Genomic DNA, 19,641 nt, shown 5'->3' with positions numbered 1-19,641 from the left:
AAGGGGGAGGTGCGATGGCGCCCCCTGCTGGCCACGCTGGCCAGCCATGAAAGGAACAGATGATGCAGATGCAAGACGTGGATGTGGTGATTGTCGGGGGTGGCATGGTGGGCCTGGGGCTCGCCGCAGCGCTCAAGGAGAGTGCCCTCAAGGTGGTGGTGGTTGAGGGGCGCTTGCCTGACTCCGAGCTTGGCGAGGTGGCCGACAATCGGGTCAGCGCCCTGAGCCTCGCCAGCCAGCGCATCCTGCAGCGAGTCGGGGCCTGGTCCGGGATTGCGGCGCGCCGCCTGCAGCATTACGACAAGATGGCGGTGTGGGAGCAGGACAGCTTCGGCCATATCGATTTTGATGCCGCCAGCCTGCGCCAGAGCGCCCTCGGCCATATCGTCGAGAACCGGGTCATCCAGCTGGCGCTGCTGGAGGCGATCGAGGGCGCCAGCAACATCCAGCTGCTCACGCCGGCTCGCGCCAAGAGCCTGCAGAGCGGCCCGGCGGGGGCCCTGCTGCTCCTTGAAGATGGCCAGGCCATCTCGGCGAAACTGGTGGTGGCGGCCGATGGTGCCCACTCCTGGGTCCGTCGCCAGGCCGATATTCCGCTGACCAGCTGGGATTACGGCCATCACGCCTTGGTGGCAACCGTGCGCTGCGCCGAGTCCCATCAGGCGGTGGCCCGCCAGATCTTTACTCCGGAAGGGCCGCTTGCCTTCCTGCCCCTGTGGCAGGGGGATCTCTGCTCCATCGTCTGGTCTCTGCCTGCCGCGCGGGCCGAGGCGCTGTGCGCCTGCGACGATGAGAAGTTCAATCGCCAGCTCACCGCGGCATTCGATGCGCGGCTCGGCCTGTGCAAGGTGGAGGGGCCGCGCAGCGCCATCCCGCTCACCGCCCGCTATGCCCGCGACTTTGCCCGCGAGCGGCTGGTACTGGTGGGCGATGCCGCCCATACCATACACCCGCTGGCAGGGCAGGGGGTCAACCTCGGCCTGCTGGATGCCGCCGCCCTGGCCGAGCTTATCCTCGTCAACCAGCGTGCCGGCAAGGATATCGGCCTGCAGGTCAATCTGCGCAGCTACGAGCGCTGGCGCAAGAGCGAGGCGGCCAGGATGCTGGCGGCGATGGAGGGGCTCAAGCGATTGTTTAGCGGCGCTCACCCCCTCAAGAAGCTGGTGCGCGGGGTGGGATTGCGTGCGGCCGATCTGCTGACGCCTTTCAAAGAGGGGGTGATCCGTGCCGCCATGGGGCTGGAGGGCGAATTGCCCGCCCTGGCCCGTCCCGAGTGGGTGCCGGTGACACCGGTCAACCCGGTGCCGCGGGCCAAGCTTTCGCCAAAATGATGAAAAAAACTAATATTACCCGGCTTTTTTTATAAAAAAAGTAATCTGGCAAGGCTGATGCCCCTGACGAGGCGTCAGCCTTTAATTTTGGTGCAGTGCGAAACGTTTTTCTGCAAATTGTGACGAAACGGTGAAAATCGAAATTTAATCTCGACTTCTTCCGTTTACGGCTGTTTTTATCTTGGCGTTTATCTTAGTGTCTGGAAGCACTTAAACGGGAGGGGATTAGTTTTTTTTGAGCGGCGCATGGGCCCGCTTGGCATATAATCCGTCCCGTTCAAGGAATCCCTCTTGCCCGGCAAGGGCAGGAGCGAGCACAGACCCGGTGACCGGCTCTCTTTGCTGTGAAGGCTTATCTTTGCAGTGAACCGGGCTGGTTGCGAGAGTTGTCGCTAACGCTAAAGGGCTTTTTGCTAAGGAAAGAATGCGATGATCCAGACTACTGTACTGCATCCCAAACACCTGGAAGCTGGCGCCAAAATGGTGGACTTCCATGGTTGGGAAATGCCCATCAACTACGGTTCCCAGCTGGAAGAGCACCACGCGGTGCGCAGCGACGCCGGCATGTTCGATGTCTCCCACATGACCATCGTCGATCTGACCGGCGAGCGGGTCAAAGCCTTCCTGCAACACCTGCTGGCCAACGATGTGGCCAAGCTGACCGTCTCCGGCAAGGCCCTCTATAGCGGCATGCTCAATCCCGAAGGGGGCGTCATCGACGACCTCATCACCTATTACCTGACCGATACCTTCTACCGCCTGGTGGTCAACTCCGCCACCCGCGAGAAGGATCTGGCCTGGATCCGCCACCACGCCATCGATTTCGATGTCACCGTGACCGAGCGCCCCGAGCTCGCCATGATCGCGGTGCAGGGCCCCAACGCCAAGCTCAAGGTGGCCTCCGTCCTGAGCGCCTCCCAGCGTACCGCCGTGGTGGGGATGAAGCCCTTCTTCGGCGTGCAGGCCGGCGATCTCTTCATCGCTACCACGGGTTATACCGGCGAAGATGGCTACGAGATCGTGGTGCCGCAAGAGAAGGCGTGCGATCTGTGGCAGGGGTTGCTGGATGCAGGGGTTGCCCCGTGCGGCCTGGGCGCGCGGGATACCCTGCGTCTCGAAGCTGGCATGAACCTCTATGGTCAGGACATGGACGAGTCTATCTCTCCGCTCGCCGCCAACATGGCCTGGACCATCGCCTGGGAGCCGGCTGATCGCCAGTTTATCGGCCGCGCCGCGCTGGAAGCGCAGAAAACGGCGGGCAACCAGCCCAAGCTGGTGGGCCTGGTGATGGAAGAGAAAGGGGTCTTGCGTGCCGGCATGGCGGTCACCTTTACCGGTGTCGATGGCGAGCCGCGGGAAGGGGTGATCACCTCAGGCTCCTTCTCCCCGACTCTGGGCTACAGCATTGCCCTGGCGCGGGTACCCCGTGACATCGGCGCACAGGCCCAGGTTGAGATCCGCAAGAAATTGGTTACCGTGAAGGTGACCAAGCCCGCCTTCGTCCGCAATGGTCAGGCGCTGGTGTAATGATTGATGGCGGCGCAGGAAGGTCCTGCGCCGCGCCCTTTTGTAAAAAGTGATCCAAGTACATTAAGGAAGCACAAATGAGCCATATCCCGAGCGAACTGAAATATGCCACCTCCCACGAGTGGATCCGTGTCGAAGCCAACGGTGAGGCCGTCGTCGGTATCACCGAGCACGCCCAGGAGCTGTTGGGGGACATGGTGTTTGTCGAGTTGCCCGAGGTGGGTAAACAGGTCAGCGCCGGTGACGACTGTGCCGTGGCCGAGTCGGTAAAAGCCGCCTCCGACATCTACAGCCCGGTGAGCGGCGAGATCATCGCCGTCAACGAAGAGCTGGAAGGCAGCCCCGAGCTGGTCAACTCCGATCCGTACCAGGCTGGCTGGTTGTTCCGCATCAAGCTGGATGACGCAGGCGAGCTGGCCAACCTGCTGGACGCCGAAGGCTACCAGAACGTGGTGGACGAAGAGTAATGCCTCCGGGCCCTGCACAGCGTGCGGGGCCCTTTTGTATGACGGTCTGCCAACGAGCGGGCCGCGGGATGCCGGTGCGCATCCGTCGGAATGGGATGGCAGTTCCATCGCGGCACCCATGAACATGAGTGGAGTCGGTTCAGGCCGACTATCAGTGCTTTTTATCAGGATTTATGAGCAGGAATAGGGAAATGACCCAGTCATTGTTTGAACTCGAGCAAAAAACCGATTTCATCCGCCGTCACATCGGCCCGGGTGAGGAAGAGCTGCGCGTGCTGCTGGCCGAAGTGGGTGCCGAGAGCCTGGACGATCTGATTGAGCAGACAGTCCCGGCCGCCATCCGTCGCCCCGGCCCCCTGGGGATCGGCGCCAGCATGACGGAGGTGGAGGCCCTGGCCAAGCTCAAGGGTTACGCCGCCCAGAACAAGATTGCCAAGAGCTATATCGGCATGGGTTATCACGACACCCACGTGCCCCATGTCATCCTGCGCAACGTGCTGGAGAACCCAGGCTGGTACACCGCCTATACCCCCTATCAGCCCGAGCTGGCCCAGGGCCGTCTCGAAGCCCTGCTCAACTTCCAGCAGCTGACTCTGGACCTGACCGGCATGGATCTCGCCAGCGCCTCCCTGCTGGATGAAGCCACCGCCGCTGCCGAAGCCATGGCACTCGCCAAGCGGATGGCCAAGTCCAAGTCCAACCTCTTCTTCGTGGCCGACGACGTGCATCCCCAGGTGATCGACGTGGTCAAGGAGCGGGCGGTGCACTTTGGCTTTGACGTGGCGGTCGGTGCCGCCTCTGATGCGGTGAGCGAAGAGGTGTTCGGTGCCCTGTTCCAGTACCCCACCACCACGGGTGAGGTGAAGGATCTGCGCGCCCTCATCGCCGCGGTGCAGGCCCAGAAAGGGTTGGCCTGCGTCAGCGCCGACATCTTGTCGCTCCTGCTGCTCAAATCCCCGGGCGAGCTGGGCGCCGATGTGGTGCTGGGCTCTGCCCAGCGTTTCGGTGTCCCCATGGGTTACGGTGGCCCTCACGCCGCCTTCTTCGCTACCCGCGATGCCTACAAGCGCTCCATGCCGGGCCGCATCATCGGCGTCTCCAAGGATGCCCGTGGCAAGAATGCCCTGCGCATGGCGATGCAGACCCGCGAGCAGCACATCCGCCGCGAGAAGGCCAACTCCAACATCTGTACCGCCCAGGTGCTGTTGGCCAACATGGCGAGCTTCTACGCCGTCTACCACGGTCCGGTGGGGCTGAAAACCATCGCCTCCCGCGTCCATCGTCTGACCAGCATTCTGGCGCTGGGGCTGAAAGCCAAGGGCGTGGCCCTCAAGCACGATAGCTGGTTCGATACCCTGACCGTGCTGACCGCGGGCAAATCTGAGCTGATCGCCAAGGCCGAAAGGCAGGGGATCAACCTGCGCGCCGATCTGGATGGCGCCGTGGGGGTGTCTTTGTCCGAGACCACCACCCGTGACGATGTGGTCGAGCTGTTCGAGTTGTTCCTGGGGGCAGGCCACGGCCTGGATCTGGAGGCGCTGGACAAGGCGGCCCAGGCCCATCACGCCATCCCGCAGGATCTGCTGCGTACCGACGCCGTGCTGACCCACGAGGTGTTCAACAAGTACCACTCCGAGACCGAGATGCTGCGCTACATCCACCGTCTCGAAGCCAAAGATCTGGCGCTCAACTACGCCATGATCTCCCTGGGTTCCTGCACCATGAAGCTCAACGCCACCGCCGAGATGATCCCGGTGACCTGGCCCGAGTTTGGCAAGCTGCACCCGTTTGCACCGCTCGAGCAGGCCAAGGGTTACCAGCTGCTGCTGGCAGACCTTGAGGACTGGCTGGTGAAGGTGACCGGCTACGATGCGGTCTGCATGCAGCCCAACTCCGGTGCCCAGGGCGAATACGCCGGCCTGCTCGCCATCAAGAAGTACCACGAGTCTCGCGGCGAGGGGCATCGCGACATCTGCCTCATTCCGGCTTCTGCCCACGGGACCAACCCGGCGTCTGCCCAGATGGCGGGCCTCAAGGTGATCGTCACCGCCTGTGACAAGGCCGGCAACGTGGATCTCGACGACCTGCGCGCCAAGGCGGCCGAGGCGGGGGAGAAGCTCTCCTGTCTGATGGTGACCTACCCCTCCACCCACGGGGTGTACGAGGAGACCATCAAGGAGGTGTGCGACATCGTTCACCAGTACGGTGGTCAGGTCTATCTGGACGGCGCCAACATGAACGCGCAGGTGGGCCTCACTGCGCCTGGCTTTATCGGCGCGGACGTCTCCCACCTCAACCTGCACAAGACCTTCGCCATCCCCCACGGTGGTGGCGGTCCGGGCATGGGCCCCATCGGCGTGAAACAGCATCTGGCACCGTTCGTGGCCGGTCACGCCGTGGTCAAGACCGACAAGGAGAGCCGTGACAACGGCGCCGTATCGGCCGCACCGTTCGGCTCGGCCAGCATACTGCCCATCAGCTGGATGTATATCGCCATGCTGGGTGACGAGGGGCTGAAGAAATCCACTCAGGTCGCCATCCTCAACGCCAACTACCTGGCCAAGAAGCTCGGCGAGGCCTTCCCGGTGCTCTACACCGGTCGCAACCATCGCGTTGCCCACGAGTGCATCCTGGATATCCGTCCGCTCAAAGAAGCCTCCGGCATCAGCGAGATGGACGTGGCCAAGCGCCTGATGGATTTTGGCTTCCACGCGCCGACCATGAGCTTCCCGGTGGCGGGTACCCTGATGGTTGAACCGACCGAATCCGAATCCAAGCGCGAGCTGGATCGCTTCGTCGAGGCGATGATCGCCATCCGCGCCGAGATCGCCAAGGTGCAGGACGGCCACTGGAGCTTGACCGACAACCCGCTGGTGCACGCGCCCCACACTCAGGATGACGTGATGGACGAGCAGTGGAACCGCGCCTACAGCCGCGCCGAGGCGGTCTTCCCGTCCGAGGCTGTGCGCGCCAGCAAGCTGTGGCCGTCGGTTAACCGCATCGACGACGTCTACGGCGATCGCAACCTGTTCTGCTCCTGCGTACCCACCGAGGATTACGCCAAGTAAGAAGAGGCGTTCGTGGCTAAAGCGCCGTGACCCTGCAAGCGATAAGGCCCTGCATCAGCAGGGCCTTTTTTATGTCGCTCGTCGAAAGAAAGTAAGAGGGACATAAAAAAACGGCGCCATCGAATGGCGCCGTGAAAATAGGGGGAGCTTGTTGTTGGTATAGGTATCAGGTCAGGCTGAAGCGGCCGATGCTCTGCTGCAGGTGAATGGCCAGTTTATTGAGATCCTGACAGGCCTGGGCCGTGTGCTGCGCACCCTGGGCGTTCTCGTCGGCGACCTCGTGAATGGTGACCATGTTGCGGTTGAGCTCGCCCGTCACCGTATTCTGCTGCTCGGTGGCGCTGGCAATCTGGGTGTTCATGTCGGTGATATGGGTCACCGCCTCGTTGATCTTGCCGATGCTGTTGCCCGCCTGGCGTGCCAGCTCGACGGAAGTCACCATCTGGTCGCGGTTGGCCTGCATGGCATTGCCGGCATCGATGGCGCAGTTTTGCAGTATCTCGATGATCTTGTTGATCTCGCAGGTCGAGTCCTGGGTGCGTTTGGCCAGGGTGCGTACCTCATCGGCTACCACGGCAAAGCCGCGACCCTGTTCGCCGGCGCGCGCGGCCTCGATGGCGGCGTTGAGAGCCAGCAGGTTGGTCTGATCGGCGATGCCGCGGATCACGTCCAGTACCACGCCGATATTGCTGCTCTCCTGCTCCAGGTTGTGGATCACCCGGCCGGTCTGCTCCAGCTGGCTGGAGACCTCTTCGATGCTGTCGATGGCATCCAGCACGACCTGGTTACCCTGATGGGACGCTTCAAAGGCGTGCTGGGCCGCGACGGCTGCGTCGGTGGAGTTGCGGGCAACTTCATGTACCGTGGTCTGCATCTCGTTCATGGCGGTGGCGACCTGGGCAATCTCCTGCTGCTGCTGATGCATGCTCTGGGAAGCCTGAACCGAGATGGTGCTTACCTCTTCCACGGCGCAGCTCAGCTGGCTGACCGAGGCGTCGATATCGTTGACCAGGTCGGTCAGCCCCTCCTTCATGTGGCGGATGGAGTGGGCAAGCTGGCCAATCTCGTCCTTGTGGAAGCGGCCCTGATCGAACCAGTCACACAGGGTGCCGCGCCCCAGACGGCCGGACGCAATCTGCTGGGCCTGATCGGCCAGCATCAACAGGGGATCGCGGATCTGGCGAGTCAGGATGGTGGCGAACACGACCACGGCGATGACCCCCAGCAGCAGGGTGATCATGATGTTGAGGCGTGCGTTGCTATAGGCCTGTTCGGCCATGCTGCGCCCTTCGACCGCATAGTCCTGGTTGATCTTGATGAGTGCCTCGACGGCCTCGTGGAGCTTGTCGTAAAGGGGCGTGCCATCGCGCAGGAACATATAACGTGCGTTGAGGGTATCACCTTGTTCCAGAGTATTTTTTACCTTGTAGTAAAAATTCAGGTAATTGCGCCAATCGGATTTCAGATCTTCGAAAAGACGGGTCTCGTTTTGATCAAATAGCGTCTTGCGATATTCCTCGAGCAGCATGTCCATTTGTGCCGGCTTGCTGTCCATGATGACCCGATATTCATTTCGTTTTTGCTCATCATCGAAATTGACGAAATAGAGCAATTCATGGCGACGCAGATCGGTCGCGACATTGCGAATATCGTTGGCGCGATTGATGCTGGGGATCACCGCATCTGTGATATCCAGCGTCTGCGTGTTCATATTCTCGAACTGCAGCAGGGAGAAGCCGCCGATGGAGGCCAGCATCAGCCCCAATACGATGAATGCGGCGCTCAGCTTCTTGCCGATGGTCATGTTGTTGATGGACATAGAGGATCCGAACTGTGAGTGTGATTTTTCCTTCCGAAATAGCTGCACTCATCCCGCCAAAATAAATTCAGGCAAGAGAGAATCAGGGGTCCTTGATATAGCGCGGGGTATTGTTTTTTATTATTTAACCTGAGATTTCAGGTGAAACCAAAAGGTGAATTAATTTCTACTATATAACAAAAAGGCATGTTTGGTCAAATGCAATGAGTCGATTAATATCATTTTGGATGGTAAATCGTTTTCTTTTTTAATGTTATGATGGATGTATTCAGCCTGTTTTTTAATGAAATTGAACGTTGCAAAATGTAACGTAATTTATTTTTGGTCAGACCAGATAATAGGGGGTGAATAAAAGAACTGGGAGTTGGAAAAATAAAAATCAGAATTGTCAGTTATTTATTGGCGTTAATACCCACATGGGGTTAGCCATGAAACATGGCGTGCCGGGCAGGTAAAGAGGGGCAACCCACCGTGATGGCCGGTGGGTTGGAGAAGGTTGGAGAAGACAAGAGGCTGACAAAGAGACTTGATACAGAGAGCGAAAAGGTGGACAAACGCTGGGCGGCCATGCCCGGTGCTTATCTACCCTGATCCTGCTCTTTGAGCACGTGGGCGATGCCTGCCAGTATGGGGGCCGCGTAGTCGAAGAAACGCTTTATCCCAGGGCAGAGGTAGTTCAGGCCAATCTCGCCATCCGGGGTCCTGATCAGGCGATTCTTGGGGCATTCGCCCCAGCAGAGCGTCAGGTAGGGGCACTTGAGGCAGTAATCGGGCAGGCTGTCCCGCTTGGACATGCCAAATGCCTCCTGACGGGTGGAGAAGGCCATGTGGGTCAAGGGGCGCTGTTTGATATCCCCCAGCCGATACTCCGGATAGACGAAGTGATCGCAGGAGAAGACGCTGCCATCGTGCTCGATGGCCAGCGCCTTGCCGCAAAACTCGGCGGTGACGCAGAGCTGGGAGGGGTATCCCATGGTCTGGGCCACGGCGGTTTCGAACAGATTGACCAGCACGCGCCCCAGGTCGTTGTTGACCCACTCCTCGAACACGGTTGCCAGAAAGGTGCCCCAGTCATCGGGATCCACCGACCAGTCCGTGACGATCGACATGGGGTGACCGGGTTTGCTGAGCTCGCTGCCGACTAGGGGCAGCATGCTGTCGTTCCAGAATTGCGGGGCCGTGCGTTTGAAATCGCTGGCCTCGACACAGGGGGTGAACTGGATGTAGGTGGCCCCCAGCTCCCGGGTCAGAAAGCGATACACCTCGAGGGGATATTTCGCATTGTGCCGGTTGATGACGGTCAGGGCATTGAAGGGAACCTGATGTTTGCGCAGCAGCTCGGCCGCCGCCATCACCAGATCGAAGGTGGGTTTGCCGCTGCGGGTCACCCGGTATTTGTCGTGCAGTGCGCGGGGCCCGTCGATGGAGAGGCCAACCAGAAAGCCGTGCTCCTTGAGAAACCGGCACCACTCGTCATTGAGCAGGATGCCATTGGTCTGCAAGTCATTGCGGATGTTGACCCCGGGCGGGCAATGCTTTTGCTGCAGCGCCACTATCTGGCGAAAGTAGTCAATGCCGAGCAGAGTCGGTTCACCGCCCTGCCAGGAGAAGACGATCTCGTCGCCATCCTGCCCCTCTATGTAGCTGCGGATGAAGGTGTCCAGGGTCTCTTCATCCATCCTGGGTTGTCTGGGTTGATGGAGCAGGTCTTCCTTATGCAGATAAAAACAATATTGGCAATCTATGTTGCACTTGGAGCCCCCCGGTTTGGCCATGACATGGAAGCGGCGGGCATAGGCACCGCTGCTGTCACGGCTGGCGGTTTTGAGCGGGGTGACGTCCAGGTGAGTCGTGTCACGGGTCCGGATTTTGTTCATCGTTACTCTTCTGATGACGACGGGCGAGGTCGATACGGGATGAAAACCTGACGAAAGGGAAAGGTGTCAGCCAGCGGGAAGAAGATGGCGGAGGGGTAGCCCTCCGCCGTATCGTTTACTGCTGGGTTTTCTGCATGGCTTCCTGAATGACCTTGGCCATGTCGAAGGTGGTGCCACCCTGAACCGGCGGATACTTGACCAGGGTGTTGACATGCTCGCCAACCATCTCGCTGACCGGTGCCAGCATCCAGGACATCTTCTGCACCAGGTGGCCGTTGGCATCGACGGAGTCGTAACTCTCGAACGGATCGGCCCTCAGGTTGTAGAGCATGGGCTTGGAGAGGGGCTTGAGGTTGTCATAGTAGTTCTCTGCCACCGCGAAGTGGAACTTCCAGGGGCCGACCCGCACCGCCGAGAGCTTGTCCTCGAAGTAGTAGAAGATGGAGTCGCGAGCCGATTCCTTGCTCTTGCCTTCCCAGTAGGCGAGGTTATTGATGCCATCGATGTACTGTTTCTTCTCGTCCATCATCTTCTTGCTGACGTCAGGAACGCCAGCCGCCGCCGCCAGGGTAGTAAAGAGATCCTGGTGACCCTGGATGCCATTGAGCACGCCACCCGCCGGGATCTGTGCCGGCCAGCGTGCAATCATGGGCACCCGGACGCCCCCTTCATAGGTGGTCATCTTCTCGCCGCGGAACGGCGTGGTGGCGCCATAAGGCCAGGAGGAGTGTTCCGGACCATTGTCGGTGGTATAGATGACGATGGTGTTCTCTTTCAGACCCCGCTTTTCCAGTTCGTCGAGCAGATAGCCGATGTCGCTGTCGTGCTGCATCATGCCGCTACCATGGTAGTCGTATTCACTGGTGTACTGCTCGGCAGCATAGCGCCACTTGTCGTTGAGACGGGTATAGAGGTGCATGCGGCTGGTATTGACCCAGGTAAAGAAGGGCTTGTCTTCCTTGAGCGAGTTGTCGATGAACTTGAGGGCGGCCGGGATCATCTCGGCGCGGTCGAAGTCCTTCATCCGCTCCTGGCCCAGCGGGCCGGTATCGGTACATTTCTGTTTGCCGACTTCACCGAAACGCGGGTCGACCGTCTTGTCTTCGGTCTCGGTGGCGTAGCAGTGCAGGACGCCGCGGGTACCGAACTTCTTGCTGTACGCCTCCACCGAGCCAGAGTACTTCTTGGCAAAATTCTGGTAATCCCGTTGCTCGTGTTCTTCTTGTGTATTGAGGTGATAGAGGTTGCCGAAGAATTCGTCGAAGCCATGGACGGTTGGCAGGGCAAAGTTGTGATCCCCCAGGTGGTTCTTGCCGAACTGGCCTGTTTTGTAGCCAACGGCTTTGAGCACTTCGGCCAGAGACGGGGACTCTTTCTTAAGGCCCAGCGCACCACCGGGCATGGCAACCGTCGTCATGCCGGAGCGAATGGGGTACTGGCCGGTCAGGAAGGCGGCGCGGCCCGCCGTCGAACTCGGCTGCGCGTAGTGATCGGTGAACTTGATGCCTTCGTTGGCGATCCGGTCGATGTTGGGGGTGGTGTAACCCATGGTGCCCATGCCATAGGCGCTGACGTTCTGCCAGCCGATGTCATCACCGAAGATGACCAGAATGTTCGGTTTATCCGTTTTTGCCATGACACCGGCGGAGAGGATCATGCTCACTGCCGCAGATATTTTTCCTAATCTCATGTTGTCGCTCCATCTAGTCTCAAAAGAAACCTCATCCTCAGCCGAACGGCCTGTACATCCATTACACAGCAGCACATTGAGTCCGGTACACCAAGATACTGTACTCATGTGAACAATGACACGTCACGCCCCAGCTTATTACGCAAACTCTGACTAATAACCAGAATGTCAGTTGCGGAATACGAAGAGTGTGATGGGGCTCTCATGAGGAATATTCAAGCATGACTTCTTTTCCGGTCATGGTATGAACGTCTGATGAGGCCGAAGGGGAGGGAGCCTCTCTTTATGCCGGCTCAACAGCAGGTCAATCTGGTCATATTGATGGGCTGGCGCCAGAGTCATGAATAAATACGCAGACTCTGGCCCGCCGCGATTCGACTCGCCAGTGTCGTGAGCGTCGTTGTTGGCCTTGAAGCCTGAGTGTATGGGGGCCTGGCTGGTACCCGTAGGAACGTTATTGTGTGACAGCATAATGAGGAGTGATGGATGGACAATACCGAACGATTTTCAGCCCGCGTCGAAGCCTATGTGAAATATCGTCCCGGCTACCCGTCAGCCATGCTGGATTTTCTGGCAGATGAGCTGGCCATGGGGCCAGAGACCCTGGTTGCCGACATCGGGGCGGGTACCGGCATACTGACGGCGCTGCTGGCCCCCAGGGTGCGTCAGGTTCTGGCCATCGAACCCAATCCGGATATGCGTGCGGCGGCGCAGCAGCTGCTGGCCGGCGTTGCCAATGTCGTCTGTCATGACGGTCGGGCCGAGGCGACCGGCCTGCCGGACGGGGGTGTGGATCTCGTCACGGTTGCTCAGGCGTTCCACTGGTTCAATCGCCCGGCCTTCAAGGCCGAGTGCCGCCGCCTGCTGAGGCCAGGTGGCAAAGTGGCCCTCATCTGGAATGACAGGCTGACGGACACCGAATTTCTCAAGGCCTACGAAGACGGGCTGCGCACCTATTCCGGCGACTATGAGGAGGTCAATCATCGCAACCTGGGGGAGAATGACTTTGCCGCCTTCTTCGAGGGGGACTATCGGCTCAGCCGCTTCGACAACTGCCAGCATTTCGATCTGGACGGGGTGCTGGGTCGGCTCAACTCCTCTTCCTATGCCCCCGCCATCGGTACGTCGGCTTATGAGCAGTTGATGGCACTGATCCGCCGCGAGTTTGCGCGCTGGGAGCAAGATGGCCGGATTGCCTTCAATTACAGCACCCTGGTCTACAGCGGCCGGGTCTGATGCTATGGATTGGCAGGGCGTTTGCCAGGGTGCCATTACCAGGGGGTCATTAATGGCAGAGCCCTCACCGTGGCCGGAGAGGGCTCTGTTGCCATCTGTTGCCCCGGGGAGTGGGCACGCGTCAGTGGTTCTCTATCTCCAAGAGAGCCATGGCTTTGGCCAGCGCATCGACGGATTCCTGATGCTTGCCCGCCTGGTGCAGAGACTCCCCTTCGGCGCGCAGCTTTTTCACCTGTGCCAATTGCTCGGCACTGAGGTCGGGGGCTCTGGCCAGGGCATCGTCAATCTTCTTCATGTCGGCAGGGCAGTGAAAGGCGAGCGCGCCGCCGGCAAAGAGCAGGGTGAATACAAACAGGAGTGATTTCATCTTGATTACCTCGCTGGGGGACATCTGCAAGAATAGACGTCGTCAGGGCGCAACGAAGGCCCGTGTTTTGGATAGACGGCACAGGAGTGCCGTCACAGGCGACCCGGAGCAATGCGTGGGAAGGTCAGGGTAAAGCAACTGCCTTCACCCGGTGACGAACGCGCCGTCAGGCTGCCACCCAACACCGAGGTGGCGATGCGGCGGCAGATGGAGAGCCCCAGCCCCGAACCTCCCTTGCCCAGGGTGGTGGTAAAGAAGTGATCGAAGATGTGGGCCAGTACGTTGGGGGCCATGCCCTGGCCGTTGTCCAGCACTTCCAGGTAGATGGTCTCCTTGTCCTGATAGGCGCTGATCACTATTCGCCCATCCTGTCTGGCCCCTATGCCATGCACGGCGGCGTTGTGAACGAGGTTGAGCAGGACCTGGCTCAGGGGGCCCGGGTAGGTGTCACAGAGAAGCCCCTCACCAACAGTATTTTGCATCATCACACGGTCATAGCCCTGTCCGGCCTTGAGGTTGGCCAGGTTGTCGTCGATGAGGCGCTTGAGTTCGAAGCTGCGCCGGCTCTCCGAAGTCTGATCGATGGCCACTTGTTTGAAACTCTTGACCAGCTTGGCCGATTGGGTGATGGCCTGCAGCGCCAGCTCGCTCATCTCCTGGGTGGCCTTGATGAACTCTTCCAGGGTGGAGCGACGGATCGTCTGTGCCCCCAGCTGGGCGGCCAGTTGCCGCGTTCTCTCCTGCAGAGCCGTGGTGGCGATCAGGGCATTGCCGATAGGGGTGTTCAGCTCGTGAGAGATCCCCGCCACCATGGCCCCCAGTGCCGCCAGGGTTTCGGTGTGGATCAGCTCTTCCTGGGTCTTTTTCAGGCTGTCGAGGGTCTGGGTCAGTCGCGCCTTGTGCTGCTCGAGATCTTCCTGCGTCTCATGAAGACGAATATTGTCGTAGAGGGTATGCATGCTCTGCTGCACCGAGTCACGAAATTGCCAGAGCAACTGTCGATAGAGACCACCGTAGTCGTTCTCCTCCCGGCTCAGCACACAGATGGTGCCGAAGATCCGGCCATCTGGCCAGCAGAGCGGCAGGCCGCAGTAGGAGATCATGCCGAGTTTGATGTCAGGGTTGTGATCCCACTCGGGATCCTTGAGAGCATTGGGAACGAGGAGCTCCTGGCGGGTATCCATGACCCGTTCGCAATAGAGCCCGGAGTCGAGGTGCTCGCGCGCTCCGGCAGGGTAGCAGTTGTCCGGCGTCTGGCTGGTGATGAAGACTTCGATCTCGTTGGGATGTACCCGCATGATGAGCCCGGCCGGCACCTGAAACAGCTCAGCCATCAGATTGATGGTTTTTTGCCAGGAGAGACGCAGGGAGTCCGGGATCTCGAACTCGGGGGCGATCGGGTATTTGGATAGGCTCGCAGACATGAAGGCGTTCCTGTTTGCTGGGGCTGGGCTGAGTGGACTGTATTCCCATTCTAGTTGTCCGGTTCAGGCCGTGCGCGCCATGGTTTGGCAAACGCCGCAGGGTTGAAGCGAACCGGAAGCAAACGGTACCATGATCCTTTCGCCGAATTATTCGCCACCCTTATTCATCATACTGGAGTGCCCATGACCCTCAGACGATTGTTGTCCCCCCTGACCAGTCTGGTGATCTTCATCCTGGGTCACGGCATGTTCAACACCCTGTTGACGGTGCGCCTGTCGGCCGAGGATGTCTCGGCCCAGGCCATCGGCCTGGTGTCGGCCGCCTATTTCGGTGGCCTGGTGCTGGGGGCTTTCGTCAACGCCCGCCTCATCATCCGGGTGGGGCATATCCGGGCCTATGCGGCCTATGCCTCCCTGCTCTGCTTTCTGTTCCTGTTGCACGGCATGGTGGTCGAACCCATCAGCTGGGCGGCGATGCGTCTGGTGGGGGGATTTGCCACCGGCGGACTGTTCGTGGTGCTGGAGTCCTGGATGCTGGTCTCGAGTACCCCCGCCAACCGGGGGCGGTTGATGTCCCTCTACATGATCCTGCTCTACGGATCCCTTGCCATGGGGCAATTGTTGCTCAAATGGATCGATCCTATGGTGCTCACCCCCTTTGCCCTGTGCGCCATGGCCGCCACCCTGTCGGTGGTGCCGCTCGCTATCTCGCGGGTGGCCATGCCCGCCATGGTGGCGCCGCAGCCGGTCGGGGTGCGTGAGCTGGTGCGCCTCACCCCGGCGGGGATGGGCAGCAGTTTTACCTCGGGCCTTATTTTGGGGGCTATCTATGGCTTGCTGCCCCTCTATTTTGCCGATACCGGGGCCTCCCTCTCCCGGGTGGCGGACATGATGGCGCTGGTGATCCTGGGGGGGATGTGCCTGCAGTACCCCATTGGCCGTATGTCCGACCGCTTCGACCGGCGACTGGTGATCCTGCTGCTGTGCAGCGTGCTGACCCTGCTTGCCCTCTTGATGGTGGCGCTGCCCGCCGACTGGCGCGAGCCGATCGCGGGGACCCTGGTGTTCCTGCTCGGCGGCATGGCGTTTTCCATCTATCCCCTGAGCCTCAGCCACGCCTGTGACGAATTGCATCCGGATCAGGTGCTGGGGGCCAACCAGGGGTTGCTGCTCGCCTACAGCATGGGGGCCATGATAGGTCCGCTGTTGGCGCCGCTCTTGATGCGCCCCTTCGGGCCAGAGGGGCTGTTTCTCTACTTCGCCCTGTGCGGGGCGCTGCTCGCCACTTACCTTGGCTGGCGCAAGCGGCAGCGGGCGCCCATTCCGCTGGACGAACATCAGGTGTTTATCCCTGTGCCGCCCAATACCCCCATGACCGCCGAGCTGGAGCCGAGAACCGATCTGGCGGGGGAGGCTGTGCCTACCTCCTATGCTACTCCTGATGCTCCCTTTGAGACGGTTCCCGAGAACACTCCCGACCTGACTTCCGGCAACCCTGGGGGGGCCAGAGAGGGGACCTAGCCACTTCCCCGTTTGGCCATTTGCCATGGTCAACGACTCTTACCAGACAATAAAAAACGCCGATCATCCGATCGGCGTTTTTCTTGTTTTGTATTGCTTGGGGTTAGCCGAGCTCGGCGATGGCCTTGCTCTGGGCCTGGCTCTTGCGCTTGATGGCAAAACCCACCCCCAACACCACCAGCCACACGGGGATCAGCTCGACCGAGATGCGGGTGCCCTCGTTCAAATACATGATCACCAGGATGGCGGCCATGAAGACAAGGCAGAGGTAGTTTCCAAACGGGCTCCACAGGGCCTTGAACTTGGTAGTCACTCCTTCGGCGGCCTTGACCTTGCGGAACTTGAGGTGCGCCAGGCTGATCATGGCCCAGTTGATGACCAGGGCGGAGACCACCAGGGACATCAAGAGGCCGAAGGCCTTGCCCGGGATCAGGTAGTTGATCAGCACGCACAACAGGGTGGCGGCGGCCGAGATGGAGATGGCGGTCAGGGGAACCCCGCTCTTGTTGGTCTTGAGCAGCGCCTTGGGACCGTTACCCTGCTTGGCCAGGCCAAACAGCATGCGGCTGTTGCAGTAGACACAGCTGTTGTAGACGGAGAGCGCGGCGGTCAGTACCACCAGGTTCAGCACGTTTGCCACCAGGTTGCTGTCCAGGGCGTGGAAGATCATCACGAACGGGCTGCCGCCTTCCACCACCTTGCCCCAGGGATAGAGGGAGAGCAGCACGGCCAAGGCACCGATGTAGAAGATGAGGATGCGGTAGATCACCTGGTTGGTGGCTCTGGGGATGCTCTTCTCCGGGTTGTCGGCTTCTGCCGCCGTGATGCCGACCAGCTCCAGGCCGCCGAAGGAGAACATGATGAAGGCCATGGCCATCACCAGCCCGCCCACGCCGTTGGGGAAGAAGCCGCCCTGGGCCCAGAGGTTGCTGACCGTGGCCTCGGGGCCGCCGCTGCCGGAGAGCAGCATCCAGCCGCCAAACCCGATCATGCCGAGAATGGCGACCACCTTGATGATGGCAAACCAGAATTCCATCTCGCCGAACGCCTTGACGTTGGAGAGGTTGATGGCGTTGATCAGCACGAAGAAGAAGGCGGCCGACATCCAGGTCGGGATCTCGGGCCACCAGTACTGGACATAGATACCCACTGCGGTCAGCTCGGCCATGCTCACCAGCACGTAGAGCACCCAGTAGTTCCAGCCGGAGGCAAAGCCGGCGAAGTCACCCCAGTACTTGTAGGCGAAGTGGCTGAATGAACCGGCAACCGGCTCTTCCACCACCATCTCGCCAAGCTGGCGCATGATGAGAAAAGCAATGAAGCCGCCGATGGCATAGCCCAGCAGCACCGAAGGGCCCGCCATCTTGATGGTGTCGGCGATGCCGAGAAACAGGCCGGTGCCGATGGCGCCGCCCAATGCAATCAACTGAATGTGGCGGTTTTTAAGGCCGCGCTTCAGCTCCTCGCCGTCTTGTTTCAAATCCATGGTCTGTCCTTATCTCTCAATTGTCTCTGTCGGTGTTGGGCTCATCCTGAGCAGGCCGCTATGCGTAGCCAAAACCTGACGAAAGCTGTATTTATTTCGTTACGACATGCGATTTGTGATTTTTCATGCTGTCTGGTAACGCAAGCAGAATAGTGATAATCCGCCATAAATGCACCTGTTTTCCATGTTGAACGGTGGTGTTTTGCACGACAGCCAGCTTTTTCATGAGTTAATCAAGCTTTCGGTTGGTGGTTGGGCGAAAAATAGGCAATCGAATTGAATTTTGTTGACATGATTTTTTGGTGGTGATTTTCATTGCTTTTACTGAGAAAGGGATGCAAACGATGCACAAGCTGGCTGAAGGGGCAGATAAAGGGGGCCTGGTACAACAGGGGGTGGCCAAGGGGGTACTGCTGGCGCTCTGGTTGGCCATGGCGGCCTGCCCACTGCTCCTGACGATGGCGATCGCCATCCTGGCCGGTTGGAGCTGGCTGGGAGATGAAGGGTTGTTGCAGCACTGGCCACGGCTTCTGCTGGCAGGGGGGCTGATCGGGGGAGTGGCCGGTTGCTGGCTGGCCGAGCGGGTACGCCAAAATGACGGCTTGCTGGCCTGCTATGCTCGCCTGATGAATAACCCTGAGCTCAATCGCCACCACTAAACGGCGCGTTTGGTCAGATGGGAAAGAGGAGGGGCAAGCGCCTTGATGTGCTTGCCCCTCGTTGTATCTGTCACATCAATGGTCACTGTGATGGCTAGCCATGCCTTGGCTGGCAAGGGCAGACCCCGGATTTTGTCATTATCCTCAGCGATAGCTGTCAAGCTGGCTTAACAGAGGTGGCGGCGCAGGCCGGTTGCCTCCAGGATCTTGGCGCTGATCTCCTCCACCGAGTGGGAACTGGTATCGAGAAAGCGGATCGCCTCCCGGCGAAACAGTCGCTCCACGCTCGCCAGCTCCTGCTCGCACTGTTCCAGCGAAGAGTAACGGCTGTTGGCGCGGCGCTGGTTGCGGATCTCGTGCAGCCGCTGGGGGGCGATGGTGAGGCCGAACAGCTTGTGGCGATTGGCCTTGAGGGCGGTGGGCAGATCCAGGGAGCCCATGTCCTGTTCGATGAAGGGGTAGTTGGCGGCGCGGATGCCAAACTGCAGCGCGAGATAGAGGCTGGTGGGGGTTTTGCCGCAACGTGACACCCCGATCAGTATGATGTCCGCCTCGTCGTACTCCCGGGTGGTGATGCCGTCATCGTTGGCCAGGGCGAAGTTCACTGCCTCGATGCGATCGTCATAGAGCTTGCGGTTCTCCATGCCGTGGGTGCGATGGAGCCTGGGCTCGGCCTTGACCCCCAGCTCCTGCTCCAGCGGACTCACAAAGGTGTTGAGAAAATCGTGACCGCAGGCCTCCGCTTTGAGCACCTCTTCCCGTACTTGCGGGTCGACGATGGTGTGGAACAGGATGGGGCGCACCCCGGTCTGGCGGAACTGTTCGTCGATGCGGGCCCGCACCTGCCTCGCCTTTTCCAGAGTCTCCACGAAGGGGATGGTGATCTGTTCAAACGCCAGCGGAAACTGGCTCAGCACGGCGTGGCCGAACACTTCGGCGGTGATGGCTGTGCCGTCGGAAACATAGAATACGGTGTGCACGGGGGCTCCTGTGGTGCGGATTGGCATGGTGGCGAGAAGGAAGTATCTCTCGAAACTATATCAATTTTGTCAACCGGTCTGCTGTGCCCAAGTTGTGAAGTGGCTTGCAAACCTGAGTCGTTACCTTTTTGTGTTGGCATTGTAGAATGTCTGTGTCATTCGGCCATCCCCAAATCTTGCGTGGGGATT

The 19,641-nt window shown here is 59.9% G+C and carries 14 protein-coding genes; 7 read left to right on the top strand and 7 right to left on the bottom strand.

What is annotated here, in order from left to right; translation table 11 throughout:
* The first annotated feature begins 62 nt into the window (after window positions 1-62).
* The 4 genes from LA321_RS18415 to gcvP all read left to right on the top strand — a co-directional run bounded on the left by LA321_RS18415 (window position 63) and on the right by gcvP (window position 6,393).
* The gene (locus LA321_RS18415) at window positions 63-1,331 is read left to right on the top strand and encodes an FAD-dependent 2-octaprenylphenol hydroxylase (RefSeq protein ID WP_042069746.1); all 1,269 of its coding nucleotides are present in this window, start codon (window positions 63-65) and stop codon (window positions 1,329-1,331) included.
* Window positions 1,332-1,760: 429 nt separating this feature from the next.
* The gene (gcvT, locus tag LA321_RS18410; protein WP_042069745.1) at window positions 1,761-2,858 is read left to right on the top strand and encodes a glycine cleavage system aminomethyltransferase GcvT; all 1,098 of its coding nucleotides are present in this window, start codon (window positions 1,761-1,763) and stop codon (window positions 2,856-2,858) included.
* 77 nt (window positions 2,859-2,935) lie between these two features.
* A complete protein-coding gene (gene gcvH / locus LA321_RS18405; protein ID WP_026457262.1) occupies window positions 2,936-3,325 on the top strand; it encodes a glycine cleavage system protein GcvH in 390 nt (129 codons plus the stop codon).
* Between the two features lie 191 nt (window positions 3,326-3,516).
* Window positions 3,517-6,393: an aminomethyl-transferring glycine dehydrogenase gene (gene gcvP / locus LA321_RS18400; RefSeq protein ID WP_042069744.1), complete on the top strand. Its 2,877-nt coding sequence runs from the start codon at window positions 3,517-3,519 to the stop codon at window positions 6,391-6,393.
* A 166-nt stretch (window positions 6,394-6,559) separates the two neighbouring features.
* On the opposite strand, the gene LA321_RS18395 is transcribed toward gcvP, so the two are convergent.
* The 3 genes from LA321_RS18395 to LA321_RS18385 form a co-directional block, all read right to left on the bottom strand.
* Window positions 6,560-8,212 carry a methyl-accepting chemotaxis protein gene (locus LA321_RS18395; RefSeq protein WP_042069743.1) on the bottom strand — a complete coding sequence of 551 codons (1,653 nt, stop codon included), beginning with the start codon at window positions 8,210-8,212 and terminating at the stop codon, window positions 6,560-6,562.
* A 578-nt stretch (window positions 8,213-8,790) separates the two neighbouring features.
* Window positions 8,791-10,089, bottom strand: a complete 1,299-nt coding sequence (locus LA321_RS18390; protein WP_042069742.1) for an anaerobic sulfatase maturase — start codon at window positions 10,087-10,089, stop codon at window positions 8,791-8,793.
* Between the two features lie 115 nt (window positions 10,090-10,204).
* Window positions 10,205-11,746: an arylsulfatase gene (locus LA321_RS18385; protein ID WP_082043353.1), complete on the bottom strand. Its 1,542-nt coding sequence runs from the start codon at window positions 11,744-11,746 to the stop codon at window positions 10,205-10,207.
* 519 nt (window positions 11,747-12,265) lie between these two features.
* On the opposite strand from LA321_RS18385, the gene LA321_RS18380 reads away from it, so the two are divergent.
* Window positions 12,266-13,015 (top strand): class I SAM-dependent methyltransferase, encoded by a 750-nt coding sequence (locus LA321_RS18380; RefSeq protein ID WP_042069740.1) that lies wholly within the window; start codon window positions 12,266-12,268, stop codon window positions 13,013-13,015.
* Window positions 13,016-13,136: 121 nt separating this feature from the next.
* Here LA321_RS18380 and LA321_RS18375 read toward each other — a convergent pair whose 3' ends face one another.
* Both LA321_RS18375 and LA321_RS18370 read right to left on the bottom strand, forming a co-directional pair.
* Window positions 13,137-13,382 (bottom strand): hypothetical protein, encoded by a 246-nt coding sequence (locus tag LA321_RS18375; protein WP_042024934.1) that lies wholly within the window; start codon window positions 13,380-13,382, stop codon window positions 13,137-13,139.
* 92 nt (window positions 13,383-13,474) lie between these two features.
* The gene (locus tag LA321_RS18370) at window positions 13,475-14,806 is read right to left on the bottom strand and encodes a GAF domain-containing sensor histidine kinase (RefSeq protein WP_042069739.1); all 1,332 of its coding nucleotides are present in this window, start codon (window positions 14,804-14,806) and stop codon (window positions 13,475-13,477) included.
* Window positions 14,807-14,989: 183 nt separating this feature from the next.
* Between LA321_RS18370 and LA321_RS18365 the strand changes: the two genes are divergently transcribed.
* A complete protein-coding gene (locus tag LA321_RS18365; protein WP_042069738.1) occupies window positions 14,990-16,327 on the top strand; it encodes an MFS transporter in 1,338 nt (445 codons plus the stop codon).
* Between the two features lie 103 nt (window positions 16,328-16,430).
* Here the strand turns inward: LA321_RS18365 and LA321_RS18360 are convergent, their stop codons facing one another.
* Entirely contained in the window at window positions 16,431-17,813 is a 1,383-nt protein-coding gene (locus LA321_RS18360; protein WP_042069736.1) for an amino acid permease, read from the bottom strand.
* Window positions 17,814-18,157: 344 nt separating this feature from the next.
* Between LA321_RS18360 and LA321_RS18355 the strand changes: the two genes are divergently transcribed.
* Window positions 18,158-18,472 carry a hypothetical protein gene (locus LA321_RS18355; RefSeq protein WP_042069734.1) on the top strand — a complete coding sequence of 105 codons (315 nt, stop codon included), beginning with the start codon at window positions 18,158-18,160 and terminating at the stop codon, window positions 18,470-18,472.
* 167 nt (window positions 18,473-18,639) lie between these two features.
* On the opposite strand, the gene ppsR is transcribed toward LA321_RS18355, so the two are convergent.
* Entirely contained in the window at window positions 18,640-19,452 is an 813-nt protein-coding gene (gene ppsR / locus LA321_RS18350) for a posphoenolpyruvate synthetase regulatory kinase/phosphorylase PpsR (RefSeq protein ID WP_026456094.1), read from the bottom strand.
* Window positions 19,453-19,641 lie beyond the last annotated feature (189 nt).

Source organism: Aeromonas enteropelogenes, from assembly GCF_020097295.1.
Lineage (GTDB): Bacteria > Pseudomonadota > Gammaproteobacteria > Enterobacterales > Aeromonadaceae > Aeromonas > Aeromonas enteropelogenes.
The sequence above is the reverse complement of the archived record's forward strand: the minus strand, read 5'-3'. Positions and strand labels throughout refer to the sequence as shown.